17 protein-coding genes are annotated in these 22,255 nt (G+C 41.5%); 5 read left to right on the top strand and 12 right to left on the bottom strand.

All coding sequences use genetic code 11. The annotated features are described in order from the left end of the window. The first annotated feature begins 66 nt into the window (after window positions 1-66). Window positions 67-801 (top strand): photosystem II repair protein Psb32, encoded by a 735-nt coding sequence (psb32, locus tag H6G76_RS00790; RefSeq protein ID WP_190694281.1) that lies wholly within the window; start codon window positions 67-69, stop codon window positions 799-801. Between the two features lie 42 nt (window positions 802-843). On the opposite strand, the gene H6G76_RS00785 is transcribed toward psb32, so the two are convergent. From H6G76_RS00785 to H6G76_RS00775, 3 genes are all read right to left on the bottom strand, one after another. After that, window positions 844-1,227, bottom strand: a complete 384-nt coding sequence (locus H6G76_RS00785; RefSeq protein WP_190694279.1) for a DUF4346 domain-containing protein — start codon at window positions 1,225-1,227, stop codon at window positions 844-846. 84 nt (window positions 1,228-1,311) lie between these two features. Next, complete coding sequence (locus H6G76_RS00780; protein ID WP_190694277.1) at window positions 1,312-2,007, bottom strand: NAD-binding protein; 696 nt, start codon at window positions 2,005-2,007, stop codon at window positions 1,312-1,314. A gap of 136 nt (window positions 2,008-2,143) precedes the next feature. Further along, entirely contained in the window at window positions 2,144-3,478 is a 1,335-nt protein-coding gene (locus H6G76_RS00775) for a TrkH family potassium uptake protein (protein WP_190694275.1), read from the bottom strand. A 251-nt stretch (window positions 3,479-3,729) separates the two neighbouring features. Between H6G76_RS00775 and H6G76_RS00770 the strand changes: the two genes are divergently transcribed. Then, window positions 3,730-4,572, top strand: a complete 843-nt coding sequence (locus H6G76_RS00770) for a methyltransferase domain-containing protein (protein ID WP_190694274.1) — start codon at window positions 3,730-3,732, stop codon at window positions 4,570-4,572. 47 nt (window positions 4,573-4,619) lie between these two features. On the opposite strand, the gene H6G76_RS00765 is transcribed toward H6G76_RS00770, so the two are convergent. Continuing rightward, on the bottom strand, window positions 4,620-6,773 hold the full coding sequence (locus H6G76_RS00765) for a pentapeptide repeat-containing protein (RefSeq protein ID WP_190694272.1): 2,154 nt from the start codon (window positions 6,771-6,773) through the stop codon (window positions 4,620-4,622). Window positions 6,774-6,848: 75 nt separating this feature from the next. Here H6G76_RS00765 and H6G76_RS00760 point away from each other — a divergent pair, with 75 nt between their 5' ends. Next, window positions 6,849-8,603 carry a serine protease gene (locus H6G76_RS00760; RefSeq protein WP_190694270.1) on the top strand — a complete coding sequence of 585 codons (1,755 nt, stop codon included), beginning with the start codon at window positions 6,849-6,851 and terminating at the stop codon, window positions 8,601-8,603. 187 nt (window positions 8,604-8,790) lie between these two features. Here the strand turns inward: H6G76_RS00760 and H6G76_RS00755 are convergent, their stop codons facing one another. The 3 genes from H6G76_RS00755 to H6G76_RS00745 all read right to left on the bottom strand — a co-directional run bounded on the left by H6G76_RS00755 (window position 8,791) and on the right by H6G76_RS00745 (window position 11,782). Beyond that, complete coding sequence (locus H6G76_RS00755) at window positions 8,791-9,618, bottom strand: tetratricopeptide repeat protein (RefSeq protein WP_190694793.1); 828 nt, start codon at window positions 9,616-9,618, stop codon at window positions 8,791-8,793. Between the two features lie 485 nt (window positions 9,619-10,103). Next, on the bottom strand, window positions 10,104-11,024 hold the full coding sequence (locus H6G76_RS00750) for a ribonuclease D (RefSeq protein WP_190694268.1): 921 nt from the start codon (window positions 11,022-11,024) through the stop codon (window positions 10,104-10,106). 71 nt (window positions 11,025-11,095) lie between these two features. Continuing rightward, window positions 11,096-11,782, bottom strand: coding sequence for an ATP-dependent Zn protease (locus tag H6G76_RS00745; RefSeq protein WP_190694266.1), 687 nt, complete (start codon window positions 11,780-11,782; stop codon window positions 11,096-11,098). A 353-nt stretch (window positions 11,783-12,135) separates the two neighbouring features. Between H6G76_RS00745 and H6G76_RS00740 the strand changes: the two genes are divergently transcribed. After that, the gene (locus H6G76_RS00740) at window positions 12,136-13,206 is read left to right on the top strand and encodes a patatin-like phospholipase family protein (RefSeq protein ID WP_190694263.1); all 1,071 of its coding nucleotides are present in this window, start codon (window positions 12,136-12,138) and stop codon (window positions 13,204-13,206) included. 76 nt (window positions 13,207-13,282) lie between these two features. On the opposite strand, the gene purU is transcribed toward H6G76_RS00740, so the two are convergent. The 5 genes from purU to H6G76_RS00715 all read right to left on the bottom strand — a co-directional run bounded on the left by purU (window position 13,283) and on the right by H6G76_RS00715 (window position 18,859). Beyond that, window positions 13,283-14,137 (bottom strand): formyltetrahydrofolate deformylase, encoded by an 855-nt coding sequence (gene purU, locus H6G76_RS00735; protein ID WP_190694261.1) that lies wholly within the window; start codon window positions 14,135-14,137, stop codon window positions 13,283-13,285. Window positions 14,138-14,271: 134 nt separating this feature from the next. Beyond that, window positions 14,272-14,895 (bottom strand): DUF4340 domain-containing protein, encoded by a 624-nt coding sequence (locus tag H6G76_RS00730; protein ID WP_190694791.1) that lies wholly within the window; start codon window positions 14,893-14,895, stop codon window positions 14,272-14,274. Between the two features lie 75 nt (window positions 14,896-14,970). Then, the gene (locus tag H6G76_RS00725) at window positions 14,971-16,851 is read right to left on the bottom strand and encodes a Gldg family protein (RefSeq protein WP_190694259.1); all 1,881 of its coding nucleotides are present in this window, start codon (window positions 16,849-16,851) and stop codon (window positions 14,971-14,973) included. Window positions 16,852-17,044: 193 nt separating this feature from the next. Further along, window positions 17,045-17,857 carry an ABC transporter permease gene (locus H6G76_RS00720; protein ID WP_190694257.1) on the bottom strand — a complete coding sequence of 271 codons (813 nt, stop codon included), beginning with the start codon at window positions 17,855-17,857 and terminating at the stop codon, window positions 17,045-17,047. Continuing rightward, window positions 17,858-18,859 (bottom strand): ABC transporter ATP-binding protein, encoded by a 1,002-nt coding sequence (locus tag H6G76_RS00715; RefSeq protein WP_190694255.1) that lies wholly within the window; start codon window positions 18,857-18,859, stop codon window positions 17,858-17,860. A 1,022-nt stretch (window positions 18,860-19,881) separates the two neighbouring features. Between H6G76_RS00715 and H6G76_RS37990 the strand changes: the two genes are divergently transcribed. Then, entirely contained in the window at window positions 19,882-22,197 is a 2,316-nt protein-coding gene (locus H6G76_RS37990; RefSeq protein ID WP_190694253.1) for an ATP-binding protein, read from the top strand. The last annotated feature ends 58 nt before the right edge of the window (window positions 22,198-22,255 follow it).

The following is a 22,255-nucleotide window of genomic DNA, read 5'->3' as shown; positions in this document are numbered from 1 at the left end:
TAACCAGGTGATTTTGTCATTAATTGTGTAGTATTTTTGGTGCTAGTCTGTCTTAGGATCAATCCAATGAACCAGCTCCTCAGAACAGTATTTGGCATTAAAACATACATCATTTGGCTGCTTACACCAATACTGGCAATTATTCTTGGTGCATCGCTTTTGGCTAGCCCTGCGCTAGCTACTGGCGTGTATCAAATTCCTAATTTAACCCCAGGCGGTGACTGGGTTGTAGATCAAGGTGAAGTTATTAGTCGCATCAACGAAGGTAAGATTAGTAGTGCCTTTGAGGATTTGGCAAAGAAAACTGGCAATGAAGTGAGATTTGTCACCATTCGCCGTTTAGACTATGGTGAAACCTCAGAAAGCTTTACTAAAGGGCTTTTTGAAAAATGGTTCCCGACAAAGGAAGCGCAAGCCAACCAAACTTTGTTAATGCTGGATACCGTTACCAACAATACTGCGATTCTTAGCGGAGATAAAGTCAAGTCTTTGCTAACTGATTCTATTGCCGAGAGTATCGCAGCTGAAACCTTAGCTGCACCATTACGCAATGGTAATAAATATAATCAAGCATTTTTAGATGCGAGCGATCGCCTAGTTAAAGTTCTCTCTGGTGAACCCGACCCCGGCCCACCCCAAATTGCTGACAACGTACAGGTAGAAGGCACCTTCACAAAAGCAGAAGACACCAACCAAGGTAACGCGACTGCTTGGGTGGTAGGACTGCTAATTGCTGCAACCATTATCCCGATGGCGACTTACTACATCTATCTAGTCTATCAACCACCATCTAACGGCTAATTCTGAAGTATGAAGTCTGAAATTTCAGACTTCATACTTTTCTTAGTCTTGAACATACTCTTGCCCTGTCACTAAAGCTACTTCAGCCCGGACAAATTCTCTGCCTAAATAGGCTGCATGGTCTAACTGAGTAACTGGACAGGGTTGAGTTTGTTCAAAAATTTTGACGCAGAGTTCTTTGGCTGTTCTAGCATTAAAAACTGTGGTGTGAGTTCTTTCTACTTTACCTTTGGCAGGAATTACTTTACCTGTTTCGGGATCTATAGCTAAACCACGTTCATCAATGACATTTGTGAAATGCTTTGCATAAATTAATCCCTCGCCTCTATCTAAATAGATGATGAAATATCCAGCCGGGTCAAGGTCAATATGACGCTGAGAAAGTCGATCATCAATGGCTGCTAAATCTTTAACTATTAAATCCATAACCGCTATCAAAAACAAAATTCTTTATTCAGGGTTATTACACCATATACTTAAGTGTAATTCTTATTTTCCTTAGTTAGAGCATTAAATTGGTAAGCGATTAATATCTTTGTTGCAGCCAATAACTACCATTGCGGAACCACGTTCTAGACGCTTGAGAGGGTCTGGATTAATTACAAATTTGCCATCTTGACTCACAGCCAGCAAATTTAACCCATAACGGTTACGCAGTTGAATTTCTGTAATGGTTTTGCTATGAAATTCATCGGGAACTATCAACTCGACAATACTATGATCTGGGTCGAGGTCAAATCTATCTAATATCGATGGTTTGGTGAGGGTACGCGCTAAAGCACAGCCTGCTTCATATTCAGGAAAAACAACGTGGTCTGCACCAACTCTCTTTAATAACTTGCGGTGAACTTCACTTGATGCTTTGGCCACAACGTGAGGTACACCACCTTCTTTAACATTGAGAGTAGTCACAATACTTTCTTGAACATAATTACCAATCGCTACAATTACTGTATCAAATTCAAAAATTCCTGCTTCTTTGAGTGCTGCTGGTTCTGTTGAATCTAGTTGCAAAGCATGACTTACTATTTCTTCTGTCAAAGCTTCTGATACTCTTTTTTCATCAACATCTGTTGCTAGCACTTGATAACCAAATTTATGCAGTGTTGAACAAACAGACCGACCAAAGCGACCTAACCCAATTACAGCAAATTGATGGTTATCTTTACGTAAACTGCGAAAAAATCCTAGTGATGCAAGATTCACAGTTGCTATCCTTATTAACGCTCCCTGTATTTAGGACAAAAAATGCTTCAATCTAACTTAAAGTAACAATTTTTATTTTTTGCCTAGTGTTTTACATTTTATCAGCTTAGGTTAATGGCACTGATACAAAGTACGGCTATCCCACCAGTAAGTTTTCTTCAGGATAGTGAATTCTACTAGGACGAGGGTCACCTAAAATAGCTGACATTAATAGTAAAACACCTACTCTACCGATATACATAGTCATAATTAATATCAGTTTAGCTGCGGTAGATACTGTGCCTGTGATGCCTGTAGAAAGACCGACTGTTGCAAAGGCAGATACTACTTCAAACAGAATTTGAATAAAGTCTAATTGTGGGTCTGTAAGGGCGATAAGAATCGTTGCAAAAATTACCGTAGCTACGGAACCGACTAATACACCCACAGCTTTTAATATTAAAGATATTGCTATGCTACGTTCATATAATAAAACTTCTTCTTTGCCTTGAAGAATTGCTTTAGTACAACTAGTCAGAACTCGTAAAGTTGTAGTTTTAATGCCGCCGCCTGTACCGCCAGGGCTTGCCCCAATAAACATCAGTGCGATTGTAATAAATAAACCAGCCGTGGTCATTTGACTAATATCAATAGTATTAAACCCGGCAGTTCTAGGGGTAACAGATTGGAACCAAGCCACTAAAAATTGACCACCAAAATTTAATTTTCCAAAGGTATCAAGGTTTCTACCTTCTATACAAAAGAAAGCAAATGTGCCGATAAATAACAGGATTAAAGTTGTACTGGTGGCTACTTTGAAATCTAAAGAAAGTACCAAATTTGTCTTCTGTTTGAGTACGCGATCGCGTAACCAAAGATACATCTCTAAAATGACTTGATAACCAATGCCACCAAAGATAATTAATGTAGTAACTGTGAAAACCACTAACACAGATGTTTGATAACCAATTAAGTTATCTTTAAACAAGCTAAAACCTGCATTATTCCAAGAGTTAACGCTATGAAAAATCGCTAACCATAGCCCTTGTGACCAACCATATTGCGGAACAAAAGCGGGTAGAAGCAGAAATATACCTGTAATTTCAAAAATTAAAGTAGTGGCAATAATTGAGCGAATAACGTGGGAGCTACCGTGCATTCCTGGTCTGTCTAATGCTTGTTGAATCGCCATTTTTTGCCGGAGGTCAAATCTGCGCCCAATTAGCAAAATCAAAAAGGTTGTAGTTGTCATATAACCCAACCCACCAATCTGAACTAACAGCGCAATAAACAGTTGTCCCCAAAAAGAAAAATAAGTCCCAGGGTCAACCACTGATAAGCCAGTCACACAAACGGCGGATGTTGAGGTGAATAATGCCACAACTAAGTTATTCCAGCTGCCGTCGCTAGTTGAAATAGGCAGCATCAGCAAAATCGTCCCCACAGTGATGACAGCCAGAAATCCCAAGCAAATTGTCCGCGAAACAGTCATATTTAGGTAGAGCCTCTAAATTCTTCCAAGGAAGCATTTGGCAAATAGAATTCACTACTACACAAACAAAGTCCGCGAAAGCAGACTAATAAAGATCAAGAGTTTCAAACCCACCTCCGTGGGTTTTGTCTATGTAGTTAAGACTTCCAGTCGCCTAAGTGATATACAAACTTTATTTAATTAAGAACACACATGGTAGCCTAACGAGTATGTTTATTTAAACTTTGATTTGTCTTAGCATTATTTGTTTTATGAGTACAACACTATATCAGCAAATTCAGCAGTTTTACGATGCTTCTTCTGGTTTGTGGGAAGAAATTTGGGGAGAACATATGCACCACGGCTACTATGGTGCAGATGGAAAGCTAAAAAAAGACCGTCGTCAGGCGCAAATTGATTTAATTGAAGAAATTCTGAATTGGGCTGGTGTAGAAACTGCAACTAATATTTTGGATGTAGGTTGTGGTATTGGCGGTAGTTCTTTATATTTGGCAGAAAAGTTTCATGCTAGGAGTACTGGTATTACTTTAAGTCCTGTGCAAGCGGCGAGAGCCACAGAACGCGCCCAGGAAATGCTATTAAATCTCAGAAGTAAGTTTTTGGTGGCTGATGCTCAGGCTATGCCTTTTGCAGATAATACTTTTGACTTGGTGTGGTCGCTGGAAAGTGGCGAACATATGCCTGATAAAACCAAGTTTATGCAGGAGTGTTATCGAGTATTAAAGCCCGGTGGAACTTTGATTATGGTTACATGGTGTCATCGACCAACAGATGAAGCACCATTAACGGCGGATGAACAAAAGCACTTGCAAGATATTTACCGCGTGTATTGTTTGCCTTATGTGATTTCGTTACCCCAATATGAAGAAATTGCCCGTCAATTACCATTACACAATATCCGCACAGCTGATTGGTCGCAGGCTGTTGCGCCATTTTGGAATATGGTAATTGATTCGGCGTTGACTCCAAGTGCAATTTTTGGCTTGTTGCGTTCTGGCTGGAATACTATTCAGGGGGCATTATCGCTGGGGTTAATGAGTCGCGGTTATGAGCGGGGGTTGGTGCGGTTTGGGTTGGTAGCTGGTAATAAGTAAAGATGCACAGACATGAATGAAAAGAGGGCGCAGGATGGTGCAAAACACTATGCGGGAAATCCCAAAGTTTTGAGAATAAGCGGTAATAGCTTACTGCACGCCTCGATAATATTTGCAGTGTCTGGCAAACTCTTCAATGTCGCGTCAAAGATTTTTTTGGCATTTCGCGCTAATCCTTTCTTTTTCTCTGGCTCAGGTGTTTGCTCTGCTTCTGCCAAAGCTTTCACCTGTTCTAATAAATCGGCTTTATCTTCGGAAGGTAAATCAGTATCTTCATCAATTGCTTTTTGAAGTTGAAGCAGTAGTTCTTTAATTCCAGGTTGAGTAGGATCTGGAGAACTAGGCAGTTGATTGACAACGTTTGACACGTTACCACTAATTTCGCCCAAATTAATAGTTGAACCTGTAATATCTCTTCCTGCTGTAATTTTTGCCCCTGTAGAGGCATCTACATTACCACCAGCACTAATGTTTTGATTTTCCATAATTTTTCCTACTTGATTTGTCAGGTAAATTGCAGCCGAACTACCTGTACGTTCAACTAATTTTTGTAAGAATTGTCCGTACATATCTATTAATAGCTGATAGTAACTATTCAGCCTAGCAATTTCACCTTCCTTTGCTTCTAAAGCTAACTGATAACGAGCCTCAAACATTTGACGTAGCTCTTCGTAAGTTTCATTAACTCGTTCCACCACTTGGGAACGAGAAACTCCTTCTCGATGACCCACTTTAACAATCCATAAATCGCCACGTTGTTCTAAACCCTGCAACTCTAAGCCTAGACTTTCATCTTCCAAACGAAATTTTTCAAACACAAAACTGAGGGAGATAGGGTCAATTTCCTGCTCAAATACTAGTTCATAAGAAGTTTCTAGCTTACGAACGATCGCCTCAAATTCTCCTGGTAAAAAGTTTCGGTCTAATGGATAACGCTGTTCAGGCTTACCATCTTCAAAGTCACGGTAAATATAATCACAAATAACTCCTTGAAAACAAGTATGGCGATTAAAGCTCCAATCTCTCACACAGCAACCAGTTAAATCTGCTTGGGAAAAGTCCACATTAGTCACAAGCGATCGCACAAATTTGGCATAACGAAGGTTAGCTCCTCGAAAGTCTGCGCCATCCAAAATTGCCTCTGTGAAGTCGAAATCCTCTAAGTTTGCCCCTTGCAGATAAGCTCCCCGCAAGTTGGTACGACAAAAATTTTTGGTTTTGGGTTCTCCTGCTAGTAAAGATTGAACTTGGGGCTGATGCAAATCTAAGTAGGAATTATCTACCGTTGCGGCTTCCCAAGCAGTGGTATGAGAAAATCTCGTCCTGTAGAGTTTAGTTGCCCGCAAGTCGATGTTTGCTAAGGATGTGCCGGAAAAGTTGATTTGGCTTAAGTCTAACTCCCGAAAAGAAGTGCCTCCCAAGTTAGCGATCGCTTTTCCCAATGCCAGTATGACATCAGGTTGTCCTGGGTTAAGATGGTTGTTTTGCCGTAATCGCAGAATAACCAAAGCGATCGCTACAGCCAAAACACTACTACCTAACCATCCTATGAATCCAGTCATAGAAACTATCATGGGTGCAGTAGGCCGTATTTTGTCTAAATGCTCATTATCTAAAATACCGCTTGTCGCTAAGATCACTCCCATTGCACCACACAACACCATAAAGCTACCTAGCAACAACCCTTGGAACCAGCGAAATTGTCGTTGAAAGCCTATAGCTAACAGTGAACTCGTCAAGCTCAAACCAACTAAACTCAACAGCGAACAAGCTGTCAATAAAGTACCAACTAAAGGGATAAGGAACATAAAATCCCCATAACCCAGTACAACCAGCACTAAAATCGGCAAACCCAGCCAGCATCCAACCAATGCAACTAAAATACTTTGCATCCATTGGCTGTGCGCCCAGAAAACAAACGCAGCTAAAATAATTGCCACAGTTGCGATTGTTACATAGCACCGCCCTAGCTGATCTAAAAATCCTAGATCCAGGGCTAACCGACCTCCAGCTATGGCTGCTACTACTGCACATAATACGCCCAGTAATAAGCTGAAAAAAAATATACCAATTCGGCTTGCTAAAGAAAGTCCTAGTAAACATTGCCTCAAGTCCACTTGACTCAGCATTTCTTGCGAAACGCGTTTTCCTCTGAGATCAATCAAGCGAGACTGGCCGGTTAATGGTGATGCCTGATTCATTTAAGTAATATGACAGCCACTTATTATTTCAGTAAAAAGCTTGTATAAAATTAGCACATAATTTCAAAATATCTTATGGCAAAGATTGTACTGAATAGAATATGGCCTAAATTCAAGATTTGGACAGTGCTACAAGACATTAAATCTGATGCACAGGACATACCTTTAGACGAAAGCCGTGTTTCAGGAAGCTTGCTGGCAAATTTGATCAATCAGCGATTACACCGACTACAGCAGAAAATTAGTCAACCTCTGACTCCAGTTTTAAACGAGAACGATTTTTTACCTTTCAGTTTTTTTGAGACAGGCCTAGAGGCTGGTAAAAGTGTTTGCTGTCTAGTCCGCCGAATTGATAAACCCGAAGATTTAGATAAATTAATCGAAGCAGCTAGAGAGGATGTAAAGCTGCAAGCAACAACCCTCAAATGGTATGGCATTGACCCCATTAATGAGCCAGATAGATTTAAAACTCAAGCCCCAAACGTTTATTTACCTTATGCCTCCGCATTTCTTGTGGGTGGTGACTACTTGCTCACAAATCGCCATGTAGTAGAAGATCAAGACCACATTGATCTGAATGAATTTCGTGCGGTGTTTAACTATGAAGCAGATCGCCTGGGACAGAAAAGCGACCCAGAACTATTGGCTGAATTAGACAAGTATGAGTTTGACACTGATTTTCGGGTCACTTCATCCAAGCCAGAACTAGATTACGTGTTGCTGAAACTGAAGCCACTCAACGGTAATTTTGCAAGTAAAACCTTTGGGCAAGTTAATTTAGCACAAGACTTAACAGGAGAAGTGGCTCCGCGCATAATTGACATTTTGGCTACTGATTCCGACCTCAAAGCAGCCATTGAACCTAATTTTTTAACCCTCATCGAGAACAAAAATATTGACGGTGATCCTATCCACATGATTCAGCATCCTGGGGGACGACCCAAGGAAGTTGTTGTGTTTAATAATCGTCTCGTCAATGTGTATGAGAATTTTCTGGAATATGACACCGATGCTGAACCAGGTTCCTCAGGCAGTCCTGTGTTTAATACAGAGTGGCAGGTAGTTGGGATTCATCAAGCCGCAGTCTTAAATAATGAGGGGAATGTCAAGGGTTATCTAGGCATTCGGATGGATTGCATTTTGGAAGATCTGAAACAACAAAATAGCAATACACGGTTGCAGGATTTTATTAATACGTACCTCAAAGGTATTATCCCATCCATCAAACCTCAAGTATTTATCCTAGCCGCAAGAAAAAGAAATTCAGTTTTAGGAAATGACGCAGCACTAGAACAAAAAGCAATGGAGAACCTGCGACAGTCAATTATTAAAGAAATGAAGACTGCAAGTGAAAATGTGGATGTTGTCTCCATCTCTGGACGGACAGATGAATCGGAAGCCTTGAAACTGGCTGTACAAGATATTAACCAGCAGCGCAATCTGGAACAAAAGGGTGAACTAGCGATTGAACTTTTGGTTAATAGTTCAGATACTTCTAATAAATCTAAAAACTTTAGCATCAAACTCTACTACAACGCTGGCAATCCCCGCGCTCAACAATTGGCACAAGTGTTAGAAACAGTTCTTCAACAAGACAATCCATCGTTCTACATCCGTGCCTTTCCTGATTCTTATACCAATACTCGTGGTTTAATGTTTTGCCGAAAGGTGAATCTACCAGCAGTTGTAATTTTTGTAGGTGATTTAGCTAATAAAAGCGATCGCGAATCTCTAGAAAAGATACAACGAGACCCTAGTGCTGCTGACATTCTTGGTCAGAGTCTTACTAAAGGTATTCTCAAAGCTTTAGAAGTACTGAAAAATGAATAGTTTTAGCATGGGGAGAGCGATAGCAAAACCCAACAACTATAATGCACTGCTTAACAGATAATTAGGTGCAATAGGCGATCGCGTTAACTCATTTTACTGTTATTAATACTGGTGAACGAGTATCAAAGCCTCTCCCCTGCTCCCCTGCCCCTCTGCGGTCTAAACTGCAAATTAGGTGATTAACAGCTTACTGCCCCAGTTCTCTGAGATTATTCATTACTTCTTGATACAGTTGTTGATTATTTTGGCTTTGAAAGATAGCTGCGGCTTGTTCTAAGTCCTTAATTGCGCCTTGTTTATCTCCCTGGGCGGCACGAGCGTTACCTCGGTTATTATAAGCTGGGGCAAAACGCGGGTTGAGGCGTATGGCTTCGTTATAATCAGCTATGGCTCCTTGTTTATCTCCCTTGACTGCACGGGCGTTGCCGCGATTATTATAGGCGATCGCATATCGGGGATTGAGGAGTATTGCTTGGTCGTAGTCTTCTAGGGAGCCGTCTTTTTCACCTAAGGCTGCACGGGCGTTGGCGCGGTTATTATAAGCTTCTGCATAGTTGGGTGAAAGCTTAATTGCTTGGTTATAGTCAGCGATCGCACTTCTATTATCTCCCAGTGAGGCACGGGCATTTCCTCGGCTGTTATAGGCTTCGGCATCGTTGGGGGAAAGGCGTAGGGCTTCGTTGTAATCTGCGATCGCTTTTTGCTTGTCTCCCATATCAAAATGGGCTAGGCCGCGTGCTTTGTAGGCTGCACCATATTCAGGATTTAGGTTGAGTGCTTTAGTATAAGATGCGATCGCTGCATCTAAATCACCTTTAAGGTGCTGATTTTGCCCCTGAAGATACAGTGCGCCAGCTTGAGAGGTTTTAATGGTACGGCGGCTGGGAGGTGTGACTCCTACTTCTGTCACTAAAACACTCTTGTCTCTATTACATGAGACAAGAGTAATTGCGCTCAATGTGGCAAGCACAACTGTGGTCAATGTTTTTTTTACCTTCACCCGCTTTTGCTCCATAACCGCAGCTTTATAAGTTGCTCTCAACCGTTATCTACCTGGATTAAATTAGCACCCAATTTGGTTCGTTTTTTAAATTGAACGCGATTCTAACTTTTTGCCGACGTGCAAAGTCACTGAGACTGCAAAAGTTATATAGCAAACCGTGTATGAGATCCAAAAAAGTCTGTTGCCTATTACCTGCCTCCACGACTAGTTTGTAAATTAAGTAGGAGTGCTATATATTCCCTAGGTTTAATAACGGATATCTGCCGCCTCAACCGGGAACTTTATCAACTTTATATCTGTTATTTTGGTATTTAAAAGTTACTTTTTATGCTGTTAGCACTATTTACGCTTGTAACTGCTGATACTCAAAATTTAATTTAAAAATTAGTGGGCTTCAGATCCCCGACTTCTCGAAGAAGTCAGGGATCTTTTTATATAAGAATTATTTAGAACTACTTTATAATTTTTTAAAGAACTTTAATTAATATTAAAACTTTTTACGGATTCTCGTCATTATATTCCTGAGATTTAGAAGTCAGCCGCCAAGCTGTATTAGTGTCTATCTCCACAGATAATTCTTCTAAGTTTTCACCTAAATCTTTTTGCAGTTTTTGAGTCAATGTCACGGGGAAGTCTAAATTTAAACCTTTAGTTTGTACTAGTCTGGCTAATTCTGCAAACTGGGTTTTTATAGTTTTGCGTTCATAGCCACTCAGTTTACAAAAGGATGTTTCTGATACATTTTGCGTCTGCATAGCTTTTTTAATCCGCTCTTGCAAATGCTCATATTCTGAATTTAATAGCTTCCATTGCTCCTCAAGTTGTGTGTATTTAATGCCGAGAGCTATTAAATTTTCTGTTTCTGGATCGGGATTACTTTCTGCTTCTAATTCTAACAAACGCCGATGCACTTGAGCAAGATAAATGCAGTCGAGGTAAGCATAGTCTATTTGTTCTTCTGTTAAAGGTCGTTGTCCCCAATCGCTATTTTGTTCTTGTTTATCAACGTTATGAAAGTTACATAAAAGACCAGCAAGAGTTTTGAGTTGATAATTAGGAACAGGTAATAAATAATAAGGAATTTTTTTAGCGATATCTAAAGTACAAGTAATATTTTTAGCTTTTTTATTACCTAAAAATTTCAAGTCATAACTAGCATTATGAAACACTTTTTCGATAGCCGGATTGAGCATAATTTGCTCAATGAAATTAGCGACGACATCAGGCTGATCGAGTACGTCTAAAAGTAAGACGCGATCGCCACTCATATCCTCAGGATCATCTAATACTTGAATTAGGGATAATCTAGGATTACGGCTGTTATATTCAGCTACTTCTGTATCTATCCACAGAGTTTTCGCTTTGGTATATTTAGCAACGATGTCTTGAATTTCGCTTGCATCAGTCAAATAAGGCATAAATTGTTCAGTTCAGCAGTTTGTCTGTGGCGGCAGGCAGGGGGGCAGAGGAGAGATGGTATTTTACCTTTCTACTTTTGACTTATTCCACTAGCGATCGCACTTTGGCATTCTGCAACCGAGGCGCGTTGTTGCATCGCTTGAACTAAAGCTTGGTAACTATCCCAATTTTCTTGTAATAAATTTTTGGCTTGCAGGATATGAAACCGTTGTTTCTGCTGAAAAGCTGACTCGGAAAAACCGATAATTTTTAATACCTCTGCCAGCCTAGTTTTATCATCACCACCGCCTTCGGCACGCTCATATACTAAAGCTTCCGCCGCAATACCAGCCATCCACATTGTGCAGTAGCGGTCTAGCATTTGCGCGCTGATGGAACCTTTTTCTAATTGCGCGGCTAACTCAGTATCATTAAAAGCCACACCACCTTGTCCTGCTTGTCCTTGTCTCCAAGCTTCCCACGCGCTGAGGGTGTAACCAGTCACAGGAATACCCAGCAAATCAGCTACTAAAAAATGTCCGGCTTCGTGGTGGATAATGCGATCGCGGTGTTCACTCGAAAATCCCGCAATCCAATCTAACAGGATGGTTCCGCCTTTTCCTTGTAAGGTGAAATTGTCTAAGGTGGCGATTCCCAAGATGGCGAAGGTGGCGAGGGCTGGTACTGCGGGTGATAAGTTGATGAATGGCCCCAGCAGTGCGGAGAAAGTCATTAGAAAGACGGATATAGCGACTAAATTGAGGGCTGTCTGGCTCATTTTGAATTTTTAACTATAGCTTAATCTTTCTTAATTATGCGGCGATCGCTGACACCTTATACAGTTTCACTTTAAATTTGATACAAATAGGCCGCTCTTGTGCAGGGGAGAGGGTTTGAGTCTTTTATTTACAATTTCAATAGTGCAACTTGTAGGCGCAATCACTTAAAACTACAAATCAAGAAAATTATTTATATTTTTTACAGAATTTCGAGGAAAAATTAATGTTATCAAAGCGGTAGCTAGCTATAGATATTTTGCTATCGAATAAAGAGATCCTTGACTTCTTTAAGAAGTCAAGGATCTGAGTCTCTCAATAGTTAAACCATAATTTAGTATTAAGAAGATAAAAAATGGCAAATAATGCATCGTGTCGGATTCTCTCTCTTGATGGTGGTGGACTCCGGGGGCTGATTACAGCCATCATGTTAGAGAAATTAGAAACAAAATTAAAGGAACGCGATCGCAACAAATCGCTTAAAGATTACTTTGATATTATTGCTGGCACATCCACCGGTAGTCTGATTGCTTGCGGTATCTCTAAAGGGATGAGTGCTACCCAAATTAAGGAACTTTATTTAAATCAAGCAATTGTTATCTTTCCCAGAGTTCCAGATGTTATATCTAGTTTATTGAGCCGATTTCGGATTGGATATAGTCAACCAATTTTTGATGGTAAAGGGTTAGAGCAAGTTTTGAAAGGCCCTGGAGTGTTTGGAGATAATATTACTTTTGGTCAACTAAAAAAACTGACCCTAATTACTAGCTACGATACTTATAATCGAGAAGTTGTGGTGTTTAAAAACACTAAACAATTACATCAAAGTATTCCTGTATGGGAAATTTGTCGGGCTTCAGCAGCTGCACCAATTGCTTTTCCTGGCCATGTTATGACTAACGCAGATTTTATTGCAGATTGGAGTAGTAATGGCTATGCAATACCTAAAGAAAAAGGTATACCCTTAGTTGATGGTGGAGTATTTGCCAATGATCCAGCCTTATGTGCGATCGCAGAACGTCTGAAGTGGAACAATGAACAGCCAGAAAATAGTGTACCTATAGATCAGATTGTCGTTACCAGTTTTGGTACAGGTAAAAGCATTAATCGAATTGGTATTCCAGAGGCCAGAGGTTGGGGTGCAGCAGAATGGATTAGTCCACTGCGAGGTATCCCACTGGTGGATGTATTTTCCGATGGTGCTAGCGATTCCGTTGGCTATATATCCACGCAAATTATGAATAATGATTTATATTTTCGTTTTCAACCTACTCTCACCACAAATATATCCACTTTCAGTGCTAATCAGGAAAATATTGAAGCCTTGCAAAAGACTGCTGAAGATTACATTAATAAACCTGAAACTAATAACAAATTAGAGCAACTTATTAATAATTTGACTTCAGCAAATGACAAACCAATGTAAATTCTATAGCAACCCTCAATAAGAGCCAAACAAATCTACTGTCTATTGCCTATTGCCTATTGCCTATAGATAGCCATCACTCAAATACGACGGTGCGATTACCATAAACCAACACACGATTTTGCAAGTGTAATCTCACCGCCCTTGCTAAAACAATCCGCTCTAAATCCTTACCTTTTCTAATTAAATCCTCAACTTCATCGCGGTGACTGACGCGAACTACATCCTGTTCAATAATTGGACCAGCATCTAAATCTGAGGTGACATAATGAGCAGTTGCGCCAATAATTTTCACCCCTCTTTCAAACGCTCGGTGATAGGGATTCGCCCCGACAAAAGCGGGTAAAAATGAGTGATGGATATTAATAATTTGGGGGAACTTAGCAATAAAATTTTCGCTGACAATTTGCATATATTTTGCCAGCACTACTAAATCAATTTTATACTGTTGTAGTAATTCTAATTGTTTGGCTTCTTGCTCTAGTTTATTTTCTTTAGTGATAGGAATGTGATGAAAATCAATACCAAATTGGTCTGCAACAACTTTTAAATGTGGATGGTTGCTAATAATTAAAGGAATTTCTGCCGCAAATTCTTTGGCACGATGTCGCCAAATCAAATCATATAAACAGTGGTCTTGACGACTGACCCAAATAGCTATGCGTGGTACAGAATCAGAAAAATGTAGTTCCCATTTTGCACCTAAAGGTTGGGCTATGGCATTAAACGCAGGGCCAATTAAATCTTTAGGTAAATTGAACCCTTCCAACTGCCATTCAATCCGCGTCAGAAATAACCCAGCCGAAAAATCTGTGTGCTGATCTGCATGAATAATATTGCCACCATTGGCATAAATAAAATTAGCAATTTTTGCTACTAATCCTCGTTGGTCAGGGCAAGAAATCAGCAAGCTTGCAGTTGGGTTGGACATATAAAGCAGGTTACAGGTTACAGGTGATAGGTTATAGGTTACAGAGTTAAAAATAGCGACACAGACAGATAACCCGCGCAGGCAGGTTTTGTTTGTATAGCTGCGATTTCTAATCGCCTGGTGCTTCTTTGTTTTTATGGAGTTTTAGCTGGCGTTGGTAGGTTTAGGCTGGGTAAAGGTGTTGATGGACTATTATTAGCTGGCTGTTGCCACTCTGATAACTCCCGATTGACTGCGTTTTGAAAATCTGTAGATACTAATAATACATTGAGATTGCCATTTGGTTGCGTAGCCGAGTCAGCTTGAGCGTACACAAAACGGTTATTAAAATCAGATTTGCCCAAAACTAATTGATGAGTTTTCTGATTTTTTAGGTTCACTTTAATAGTTGCTTGGGGTTGATTTAAACCAAATTCTCCCAGTTGATTAGCAGGAATTGATAAAGTGTTATTGCTCTTACCCTTAACCAACAAATCCGTTAAATAAGCAACAATAGCATCATTTCCCGGCTGTGATACTGGCGATTTTAGCAACCACTTAGGATTGCTAGATTGATTGTTCCGTTCCAAAACCACAGTGTTATTTTTTGTCTGAACTGTCAAAGACTGTATATCATCTTCCGCAAAAGAGAAAATTTGCTGTTGTTTCTCCTTCGCTTCTTCTCGCTGAGTTGCGCCTTTAATTTCATAGAAATATACGAAACCACCCAAACCCAGCGCCAAGAATACCAAAATTAAAGTCGTGCGTGGCAATTTCATCTTGTTAGTCAATGGTCATTTGTCATTTGTCAATGGTCATTTGTCATTAGTTATTCTCCCCTGCACCCCTGCCTCTTAGCGTCGTCGCCACCAGACTAAACCGGCTGCTAAGAAACCAATCACAGGTAAAAATAACAAAGAAGTTAGTGCTAAGAAACTAGCTTGTATACCTGATAAATTGAGTCGGCGGTTTTTCACTTCTTTGGGACGAATTGAAAGAGGTTGCTGGTCTTGTTGACTCAGCCAAGTTACAGAATTGAGAAATACATCGCCATTTAGTTGCTGTTCAAATAGTCCGTTGCTGGCAAAATCAGAATTTCCTACCACTACTAACCGTGATTCCTTGGCTACTGTTGCAGATTTCTCTGCGGTGGCAGGAATTGGACTAGCTTGACCTTGTGTTGTTGGCGTTGTCGCTGCTATAGGAGTTGGACTCGCCTGAGTTTGAGTTGTCGGTGTTGGTAAGGGTGCAGGAGTTGTCGCTGCTGTAGGAGTTGGACTCGCCTGAGTTTGGGTTGTGGGCGTTGGTAAAGGTGCAGGCGTTGTCGCTGCTGTAGGAGTTGGACTCGCCGGAGTTTGGGTTGTTGGTGTTGGTAAAGGTGCAGGTGTTGTCGCTGCTGTAGGAGTTGGACTCGCCGGAGTTTGGGTTGTTGGTGTTGGTAAAGGTGCAGGCGTTGGGTTTGTAGCTGGTAGTTTTCTCGACAACGCTACGCCTAAAGTCAGAGGCCCTTTGAGGTCTTTATCAGCATTAAACTCTAACTTTTCGCTTTGCAAATCGCTTTCAGCCCAACTATTAGGATAAGGTTTGGTACGTAGTAGGGGCGTAGACTGAACACCATCCACAGGAGTAATTTCTATTGGTCTAGCCAAGCGATAAAAAGAAATACCGTTACCGAAATCTTTAGTAATTGGGTGTTGTCCGTATTCATTGATGATAGGTGCAGCTGGCCCTAGTCCTACACCAGTACCGGAGACATCAACTGCTAAACGATTATCTAAGCGAACACCCCATTGTTGTAACAAGCTGGTGAGTTTGGGGTCAGTAGCAGGGTCAATCATCACCAACAGATTACCGCCACGGTTGAGATAATCTTGTAAAGCTTTAACTTCAGCGTCAAACAGTCCGCGTTTAGGGCCAGCTACGATAACACTGGCAGCATCATCAGGAACTTTGGGACTTTCTACTAAATTTAACGGTGCTGTAGTGAAATTTCTATCAGTTAATGCTTGAACAGCCTGTGACATTCCGCCTTCAACAGCATTAAGTGGACGTTCTCCGTGACCTTGAAGTAAATAAACTTTAGCTGTAGTTGAACTAGTAATTTGTTGTAAGCGATTAGTTAATCTAACTTCTGATAGTCTTTCATTCTCATTTATAGTTTGAACTAATTGCCGTTTATTTCCAGATTCTAGATAAACTTCTCCAAAATCTTTAACACCAAATCTTTCGGCAATTCCTGGTCTAGCTTGAGGATCGACATACTCGAACTCAAAATTGCGATTTTGGCGACGATAAATTTCTAGTAATTCTCTGTCTTGGGTATTTGGATTAGGACTAAATATCCACAATTTTACTGGCTGTTGTAAGCCACGAACTATTGCTTGTGATTGGGGTGCAAGGGTAAATAACTGAGTTTCTGTTAAGTCTGCACGTACATGATAGCGGCTACCCAAGAAGTTAATTAATCCTAAAATTAGAATTACAGACAAAGTTGCGATTAAAGCATTAGTACCAGCTTGAGTAGAACGACGACCCCACCAATTATTGCGCTGGCTTTGCCATACTATCCATAAAATAATAATGACAGTTCCCGAAATTATCAATGCTAGGGGAATTAACCCCCAACTTCCGGCAACTAAACCTGCTGTTACGCCAGCAATCAAAAGAAACGGGCCTAGCCAAAATAAATATTGCCAAAGTTGCTTTTTTGCAATTTTTTTCGTCTTTTTTGTCATTTGTCCTTTGCCTTTACTACTGACCAAGCCCCGTTGGGGCGGGGTGTGGGGGAAGAAATAGCCCCAACAACCCTTGGGATACAAGCCCTGCCCTTAAGGGCAATTGTGTTAGGGGATACAAGCCCCTACCAACACCTTCCCTACACCCTACACCCTATCCCCTACACCCTTCTTGTTGACTCATGACTCATAATTACTGCCGTTGAAAGCGCAGTGCATCAATTGATTGCGCCGTCAGAAAAATGCCTAAAAATATGTAACTGGCAAATAAAATTAAACTGCTGGTATCAAAAATTCCTTGTACTAAGGTGTTGTAATGTTTAACTAGTGATAAATTCCCTAGGAATTCTCCTAAAGAACCTCCGATTTTTTGAGAAACAAAATCTGGGATTAATAATAGTAAAAAACCTGCGGCAAAGGTGAAGACAGCCGCCCAAATTGTGCTGTCTGTTAAGGAGGAAATAAACATTCCTAAAGACAAGATTGATGCTGCCAACAAGATTAATCCTAGATGCGCTAACAAAGGCAATGCTGGTTGGATGGGCGGGTTAGCACTACTCAAGGCGATCGCCTCTAGTAATACCAACGGCAAAATCATGGTAATAAAAAATGTTAGCACTCCCAATAATTTCCCCACGGCGATCGCCCAGTTGGTCACAGGAGATGTTGCTAAAAGTTCTAGTGTGCCACGCTTCCGTTCTTCGGCGTAAAGTCCCATTGACAGCATTGGCAGCACAAACAATAATATCCACGCTAATCCATTTAAAAAGTCTTGCACCAATCTCGCACCGACATCCAAAGAAACTGGTACACCTAACTGTTGACCTTGTACATCTGTATAGGCGGCTTCTGCTATCAAGCCAGTCGGCCCTAGCAATATCAAAAAAAACAATATGCCAGCAATGAACCAAAACACGCCAGCGATCGCATAAGCTAAAGGCGATGCAAAATAACTCTGTAATTCTCGGCGATAAATAGCAATAATATTCGCCAGCACTATACCCATTTATGCTGCTTCTCCTTCTTTAGCTGCTGAGTCTACCTCTGATTCAAGATGCTTTTCTTCTGTGGTTAGTTGCAAGAACACATCTTCTAGGGTGGCACTGACCCGGCGCATTTCTTGTAATCCAAACCCGGCACGAATTAAGGTGGCGGCAATATCCCTTCCTGGTTCTGTTCCAGGTCGTGAGATGACTCGCAAGTAACTGCGGCCGTCCTTAGCATCAGTGAGGTGATAACCAGGAATTGATTCTACCAAACTCACGCCGGCTACGTTTTGCAATACCTGTTTGGCAAGGTTAGCTTCGCCCTCGATTTCTAATTCATAACCTGAGCCTCCTGTCAACTGGGTCATCAAGCTTTCTGGAGTGTTGGTAGCGACAACCTTACCGCGATTGATGATCGCAACGCGACTACAGGTCATGCTGACTTCTGGCAAAATGTGCGTAGACAAAATAATTGTGTGTGTCCCCGCCAGACTTTTAATTAAATTTCGCACTTCAATAATTTGGCGGGGGTCAAGTCCAACGGTGGGTTCATCCAAAATAATCGCTGGCGGATCGTGAACGATCGCCTGAGCAATGCCGACTCTTTGGCGATATCCTTTAGAAAGTTTACGAATAATTACCCGCCGCTTGTCTTGTAAGTTGCACTTTTCAATTGCTGTTTGGACTTTGGCAGCGCGATCGCCTGCGGGTACTCCTTTAATTTGGGCGACAAAGTGCAGAAAGCCCTCTACCGTCATGTCTGGATATAACGGCGGTGTTTCCGGTAAATAACCAATTCGTTGACGCACCGCCAAGGAATTTTCATGGACATCAAACCCAGCAATCTTTGCTGTCCCGCTAGTTGCAGGTAAATAACCTGCTAAAATTCTCATAGTGGTGGTTTTACCAGCACCATTCGGCCCTAAAAATCCTAAAATTTCCCCTTCCTCAACCCTAAAGGTGACATCAGTAATCGCTGGGGTAGAACTGTAGGTTTTACTAAGATGTTCGACTTCAATCATTGGTAAGCGTGGCGATCGCAAACTAGAGAATACCCAACAATCTTAGATCATCATGGAATAACAGTTATAATCAGTGCTGCGTAGTTAAATAAGTTAAGACAAATTCAGCTAACGAGAGAGGCTGATAATTTTTCATTTTTCATGCGTAACTCTTTGAGAGATATTTTAAGTTTTATAACATTTTTATTCATTTATAATGATTAGCTTATACAAATCTAAATCATTAGTAAAAATCGCTTTGGGTTCCCTGCATCTGTGCAGTTCGTTGCCCAAATAATGATTACGAACAGGAAAAATCTGTAAGTTAGATGCACCACAACTGGACAAGCTCATCTAATATCAGCTTTTACGATATTTAGACACATCCTAGAGGAAGATGCTCTGGAGTGAAAAACATGAGTAAATAAATCAGGGATGTTGTTATGCACTGGATTTATATTCAGGTTTGGTGGTGAGCCAGACCTTTTTTTTCACTATTGAACATCATTAGACAATATTATAGATAGCTAAAACTATAGTTATCCCTGTCTACAAATAAGATAAAAGTTTTAGATGAATGCCATCATATGTATAGCTACAAAATCAATTTAAAATGAGTTAAAGTAAATAAAATCAAAACTGCACAAGCAAGCTAAAAATGTAATCAAAGCCAAAATCAGCTATCTAGTAGAACATTCACTAAAAAACTAGAAAAATTGCTTGATTGAGTTAATTGAAAAGATTATTGGACGCAAGCAAGCGGTTATTAAATATATTAACAAATACTATAAAAATCTGTGTAAGATATAAAATTTATCATCCCATAGTATTTTAACTTTGATAATCAAAAAGAAAATATTTGAGAACTAATAGCAACCTAAATCAGTGGCAAAAAAATCTATTGCCTATTGCCTATTGCCGTTCTACACAACTATTTTCAGTAATCAAACCTGATTCCCATAGCACTAACACAAAATTAATTGGTAGTTATAATCCAAGCATGATAGTACACAAATCACTTAGTGTGCTTTTAGCAAAAGAGCGTGACAAGATCTAATAAAACCAAATTCCCTTCATCCTTGGGAGTTGGTTTGTGTAAAACAAGTATAAATTTCACTTTGAATGCTTTTGGCGGACGCACGCTGGCTCTGAAGTGGCACCTTGTGTTACTTGTCGCCGGGGCCTTACTGCCAGTTGTCCTTTTTGGCGTTGCGGTTGTACACAAACTCTCGCTGAATGAACGTGCAGCATCAGAACGCCGCTTGATTTTAGAGGCACGCAATTTGACGCAAGATGTCGAGCGCGAAGTTTCCAGCACAACTCGGACACTCCAAGCCCTGGCAGCCTCTGACAGGCTCAACCAGCGTGACTTAAAAGCCTTTTATAGCGAGGCGCAGCGCACAGTGCAGACGCAGCCGACTTGGTTAGCTGTCATCCTGCTAAAACCAGAAGGACAACAGATATTGAATACTTCTCGTCCTTTCGGCACTGCACTACCCTTTGCCAATGAGCCTGAAAGCGTGCGGCGTGTTGTCAAAACACTCCAGCCAACAGTTGGGTACCTCGCAATTTCACGTATTAAGCAAACATGGGCTTTCCCTGTCCGTGTTCCAGTCATGCGTGATGGCAAGTTACGGTATGTGCTGACTGCCCTCATCACCTCAGAAGCACTAACTAACATTATTAATACCAAGACAACTATTGATAGCGAGTGGACACGTACTGTTGTTGATGGTCATGGTGTTGTTGTCGCTCGGACTCGCAATCCCGATCGCTTTGTAGGGCAGCACGGTACTCCGTCTTTTTTGAAGCGTATCGCGGCAACCACAGAAGGCTTCTACCGCGAAACGACCTTGGAGGGAAAGCTAGTTTATGTTGCCTTCAGGCGAGCCAATTTTTCTAACTGGACAACTGCCGTCGTCGTTCCTGTTGAGCTAATTGACAGTCCGGCGCGCCATGCGATGTGGCTTGTTATTGAAATTGGCCTAGTACTGCTTTTGGTAAGTGGTGCAGGCGCACTCTTCCTCTCGCAGTGGATATCTCAAAGCATCTCTGAGGCTGCTTTGGCGGCAGAGGCACTCGCCAACGGTGAATGTCCGCGCATCAGTGCCTCAACTATTAAGGAAGTAGCTTTGTTAGGCGAGGCATTAAAATTTTCGGCGGAACTTCTATCGCAGCAACAGCATGAGCGAGACGAACACTTAAGGCAGGTGGAAGCAGCAAAGAATGAGGCAGAGGAAGCTAACCGTCTTAAGGATGAGTTTTTAATTACCGTTTCTCACGAACTCAGAACTCCTCTCAATGCTATTTGCGGCTGGGCCCATTTGCTATGTACCGGGAAGCTTGATCAAGAAAAGATACAACAGGCGATCGCTACTATTGAACGGAATGCCAAAGCCCAAGCACAATTGGTAAATGACCTGCTTGATACATCAAAGATCATTCTTGGGAAACTTCATCTCGAACCACAGCCGCTAAACTTAGCCAGCGTTATTGTCAGTGCGATCGAGTCGGTGCGCCACGCAGCAGAAGTCAAAGATATCGATTTGCAGCTACAACTTGCCGAGGTTGAACCTGTCTTAGGCGACCAAAATCGGCTTCAGCAAGTAGTCTGGAACCTCCTCTCGAACGCGGTTAAATTCACGCCTCAAGGTGGACGGGTGGAAGTGCAACTTAAGCAAGTTAACTCATTTGTCGAGGTGATAGTGCGTGACACTGGTGTGGGTATCAACGCAGAGTTTTTGCCATATGTTTTTGATCGCTTCCGCCAAGCTGACGGCTCAACTACCAGGAAATTTGGCGGCTTGGGGCTAGGTTTGGCGATCGTCCGTCATTTAGTCGAACTTCACGGCGGCACAGTACAGGCTGATAGTGATGGTGAGGGCAAAGGGGCAACTTTCACTATTAAATTGCCTGTGATTGCTCGTCAGCATAGCGTTAGCCCGTCTCTAAATATATCTGCGGATAAAAGCTTATCGAAACTTCAGGATGTGCGAGTGCTGGTAGTTGATGACGAACCAGACGCGTGCGATCTTCTGTCAGCAGTACTCATGCAGGAAGGGGCAGAAGTGCGTGCCTGTGGAAGTTCCGCAGACGCGCTAAAAGAGGTATTCTCGTGGAAACCCGCAGTAATTCTTTGCGATATCGGGATGCCACTAGAAGACGGCTATGATTTTATCCGCAAAGTTAGAAAGTGGGAAACTGAGGGAGGTGTGCATATTCCTGCCGTAGCGGTGACAGCCTTTGCACGAGAAGAAGATAGAACCAAGGCGATCGCTTCCGGCTACCAAGCACACATTCCCAAGCCTCTGGAACCAGCACAGGTGGTTGCGATAGTTGCAAGGCTAGCAATACGGTAGGGAGCGGAGGAGCAGGGGGGCAGGGGAGAAATTATACCAAATCTGAGTTTTTCAATTG

The organism is Nostoc sp. FACHB-152, assembly GCF_014697475.1.
Taxonomy (GTDB): domain Bacteria; phylum Cyanobacteriota; class Cyanobacteriia; order Cyanobacteriales; family Nostocaceae; genus Nostoc_B.
This window is presented reverse-complemented; position numbering and strand designations above follow the sequence as displayed.

Excerpts from the sequence above, each read along its gene's own strand:
- psb32 (WP_190694281.1), top strand. The coding sequence starts at position 67 with ATGAACCAGCTCCTCAGAACAGTATTTGGCATTAAAACATACATCATT.
- H6G76_RS00785 (WP_190694279.1), bottom strand. The coding sequence starts at position 1,227 with ATGGATTTAATAGTTAAAGATTTAGCAGCCATTGATGATCGACTTTCT.
- H6G76_RS00775 (WP_190694275.1), bottom strand. The coding sequence starts at position 3,478 with ATGACTGTTTCGCGGACAATTTGCTTGGGATTTCTGGCTGTCATCACT.
- H6G76_RS00770 (WP_190694274.1), top strand. The coding sequence starts at position 3,730 with ATGAGTACAACACTATATCAGCAAATTCAGCAGTTTTACGATGCTTCT.
- H6G76_RS00765 (WP_190694272.1), bottom strand. The coding sequence starts at position 6,773 with ATGAATCAGGCATCACCATTAACCGGCCAGTCTCGCTTGATTGATCTC.
- H6G76_RS00760 (WP_190694270.1), top strand. The coding sequence starts at position 6,849 with ATGGCAAAGATTGTACTGAATAGAATATGGCCTAAATTCAAGATTTGG.
- H6G76_RS00755 (WP_190694793.1), bottom strand. The coding sequence starts at position 9,618 with ATGGAGCAAAAGCGGGTGAAGGTAAAAAAAACATTGACCACAGTTGTG.
- H6G76_RS00750 (WP_190694268.1), bottom strand. The coding sequence starts at position 11,024 with ATGCCTTATTTGACTGATGCAAGCGAAATTCAAGACATCGTTGCTAAA.
- H6G76_RS00745 (WP_190694266.1), bottom strand. The coding sequence starts at position 11,782 with ATGAGCCAGACAGCCCTCAATTTAGTCGCTATATCCGTCTTTCTAATG.
- H6G76_RS00740 (WP_190694263.1), top strand. The coding sequence starts at position 12,136 with ATGGCAAATAATGCATCGTGTCGGATTCTCTCTCTTGATGGTGGTGGA.
- purU (WP_190694261.1), bottom strand. The coding sequence starts at position 14,137 with ATGTCCAACCCAACTGCAAGCTTGCTGATTTCTTGCCCTGACCAACGA.
- H6G76_RS00730 (WP_190694791.1), bottom strand. The coding sequence starts at position 14,895 with ATGAAATTGCCACGCACGACTTTAATTTTGGTATTCTTGGCGCTGGGT.
- H6G76_RS00725 (WP_190694259.1), bottom strand. The coding sequence starts at position 16,851 with ATGACAAAAAAGACGAAAAAAATTGCAAAAAAGCAACTTTGGCAATAT.
- H6G76_RS00720 (WP_190694257.1), bottom strand. The coding sequence starts at position 17,857 with ATGGGTATAGTGCTGGCGAATATTATTGCTATTTATCGCCGAGAATTA.
- H6G76_RS00715 (WP_190694255.1), bottom strand. The coding sequence starts at position 18,859 with ATGATTGAAGTCGAACATCTTAGTAAAACCTACAGTTCTACCCCAGCG.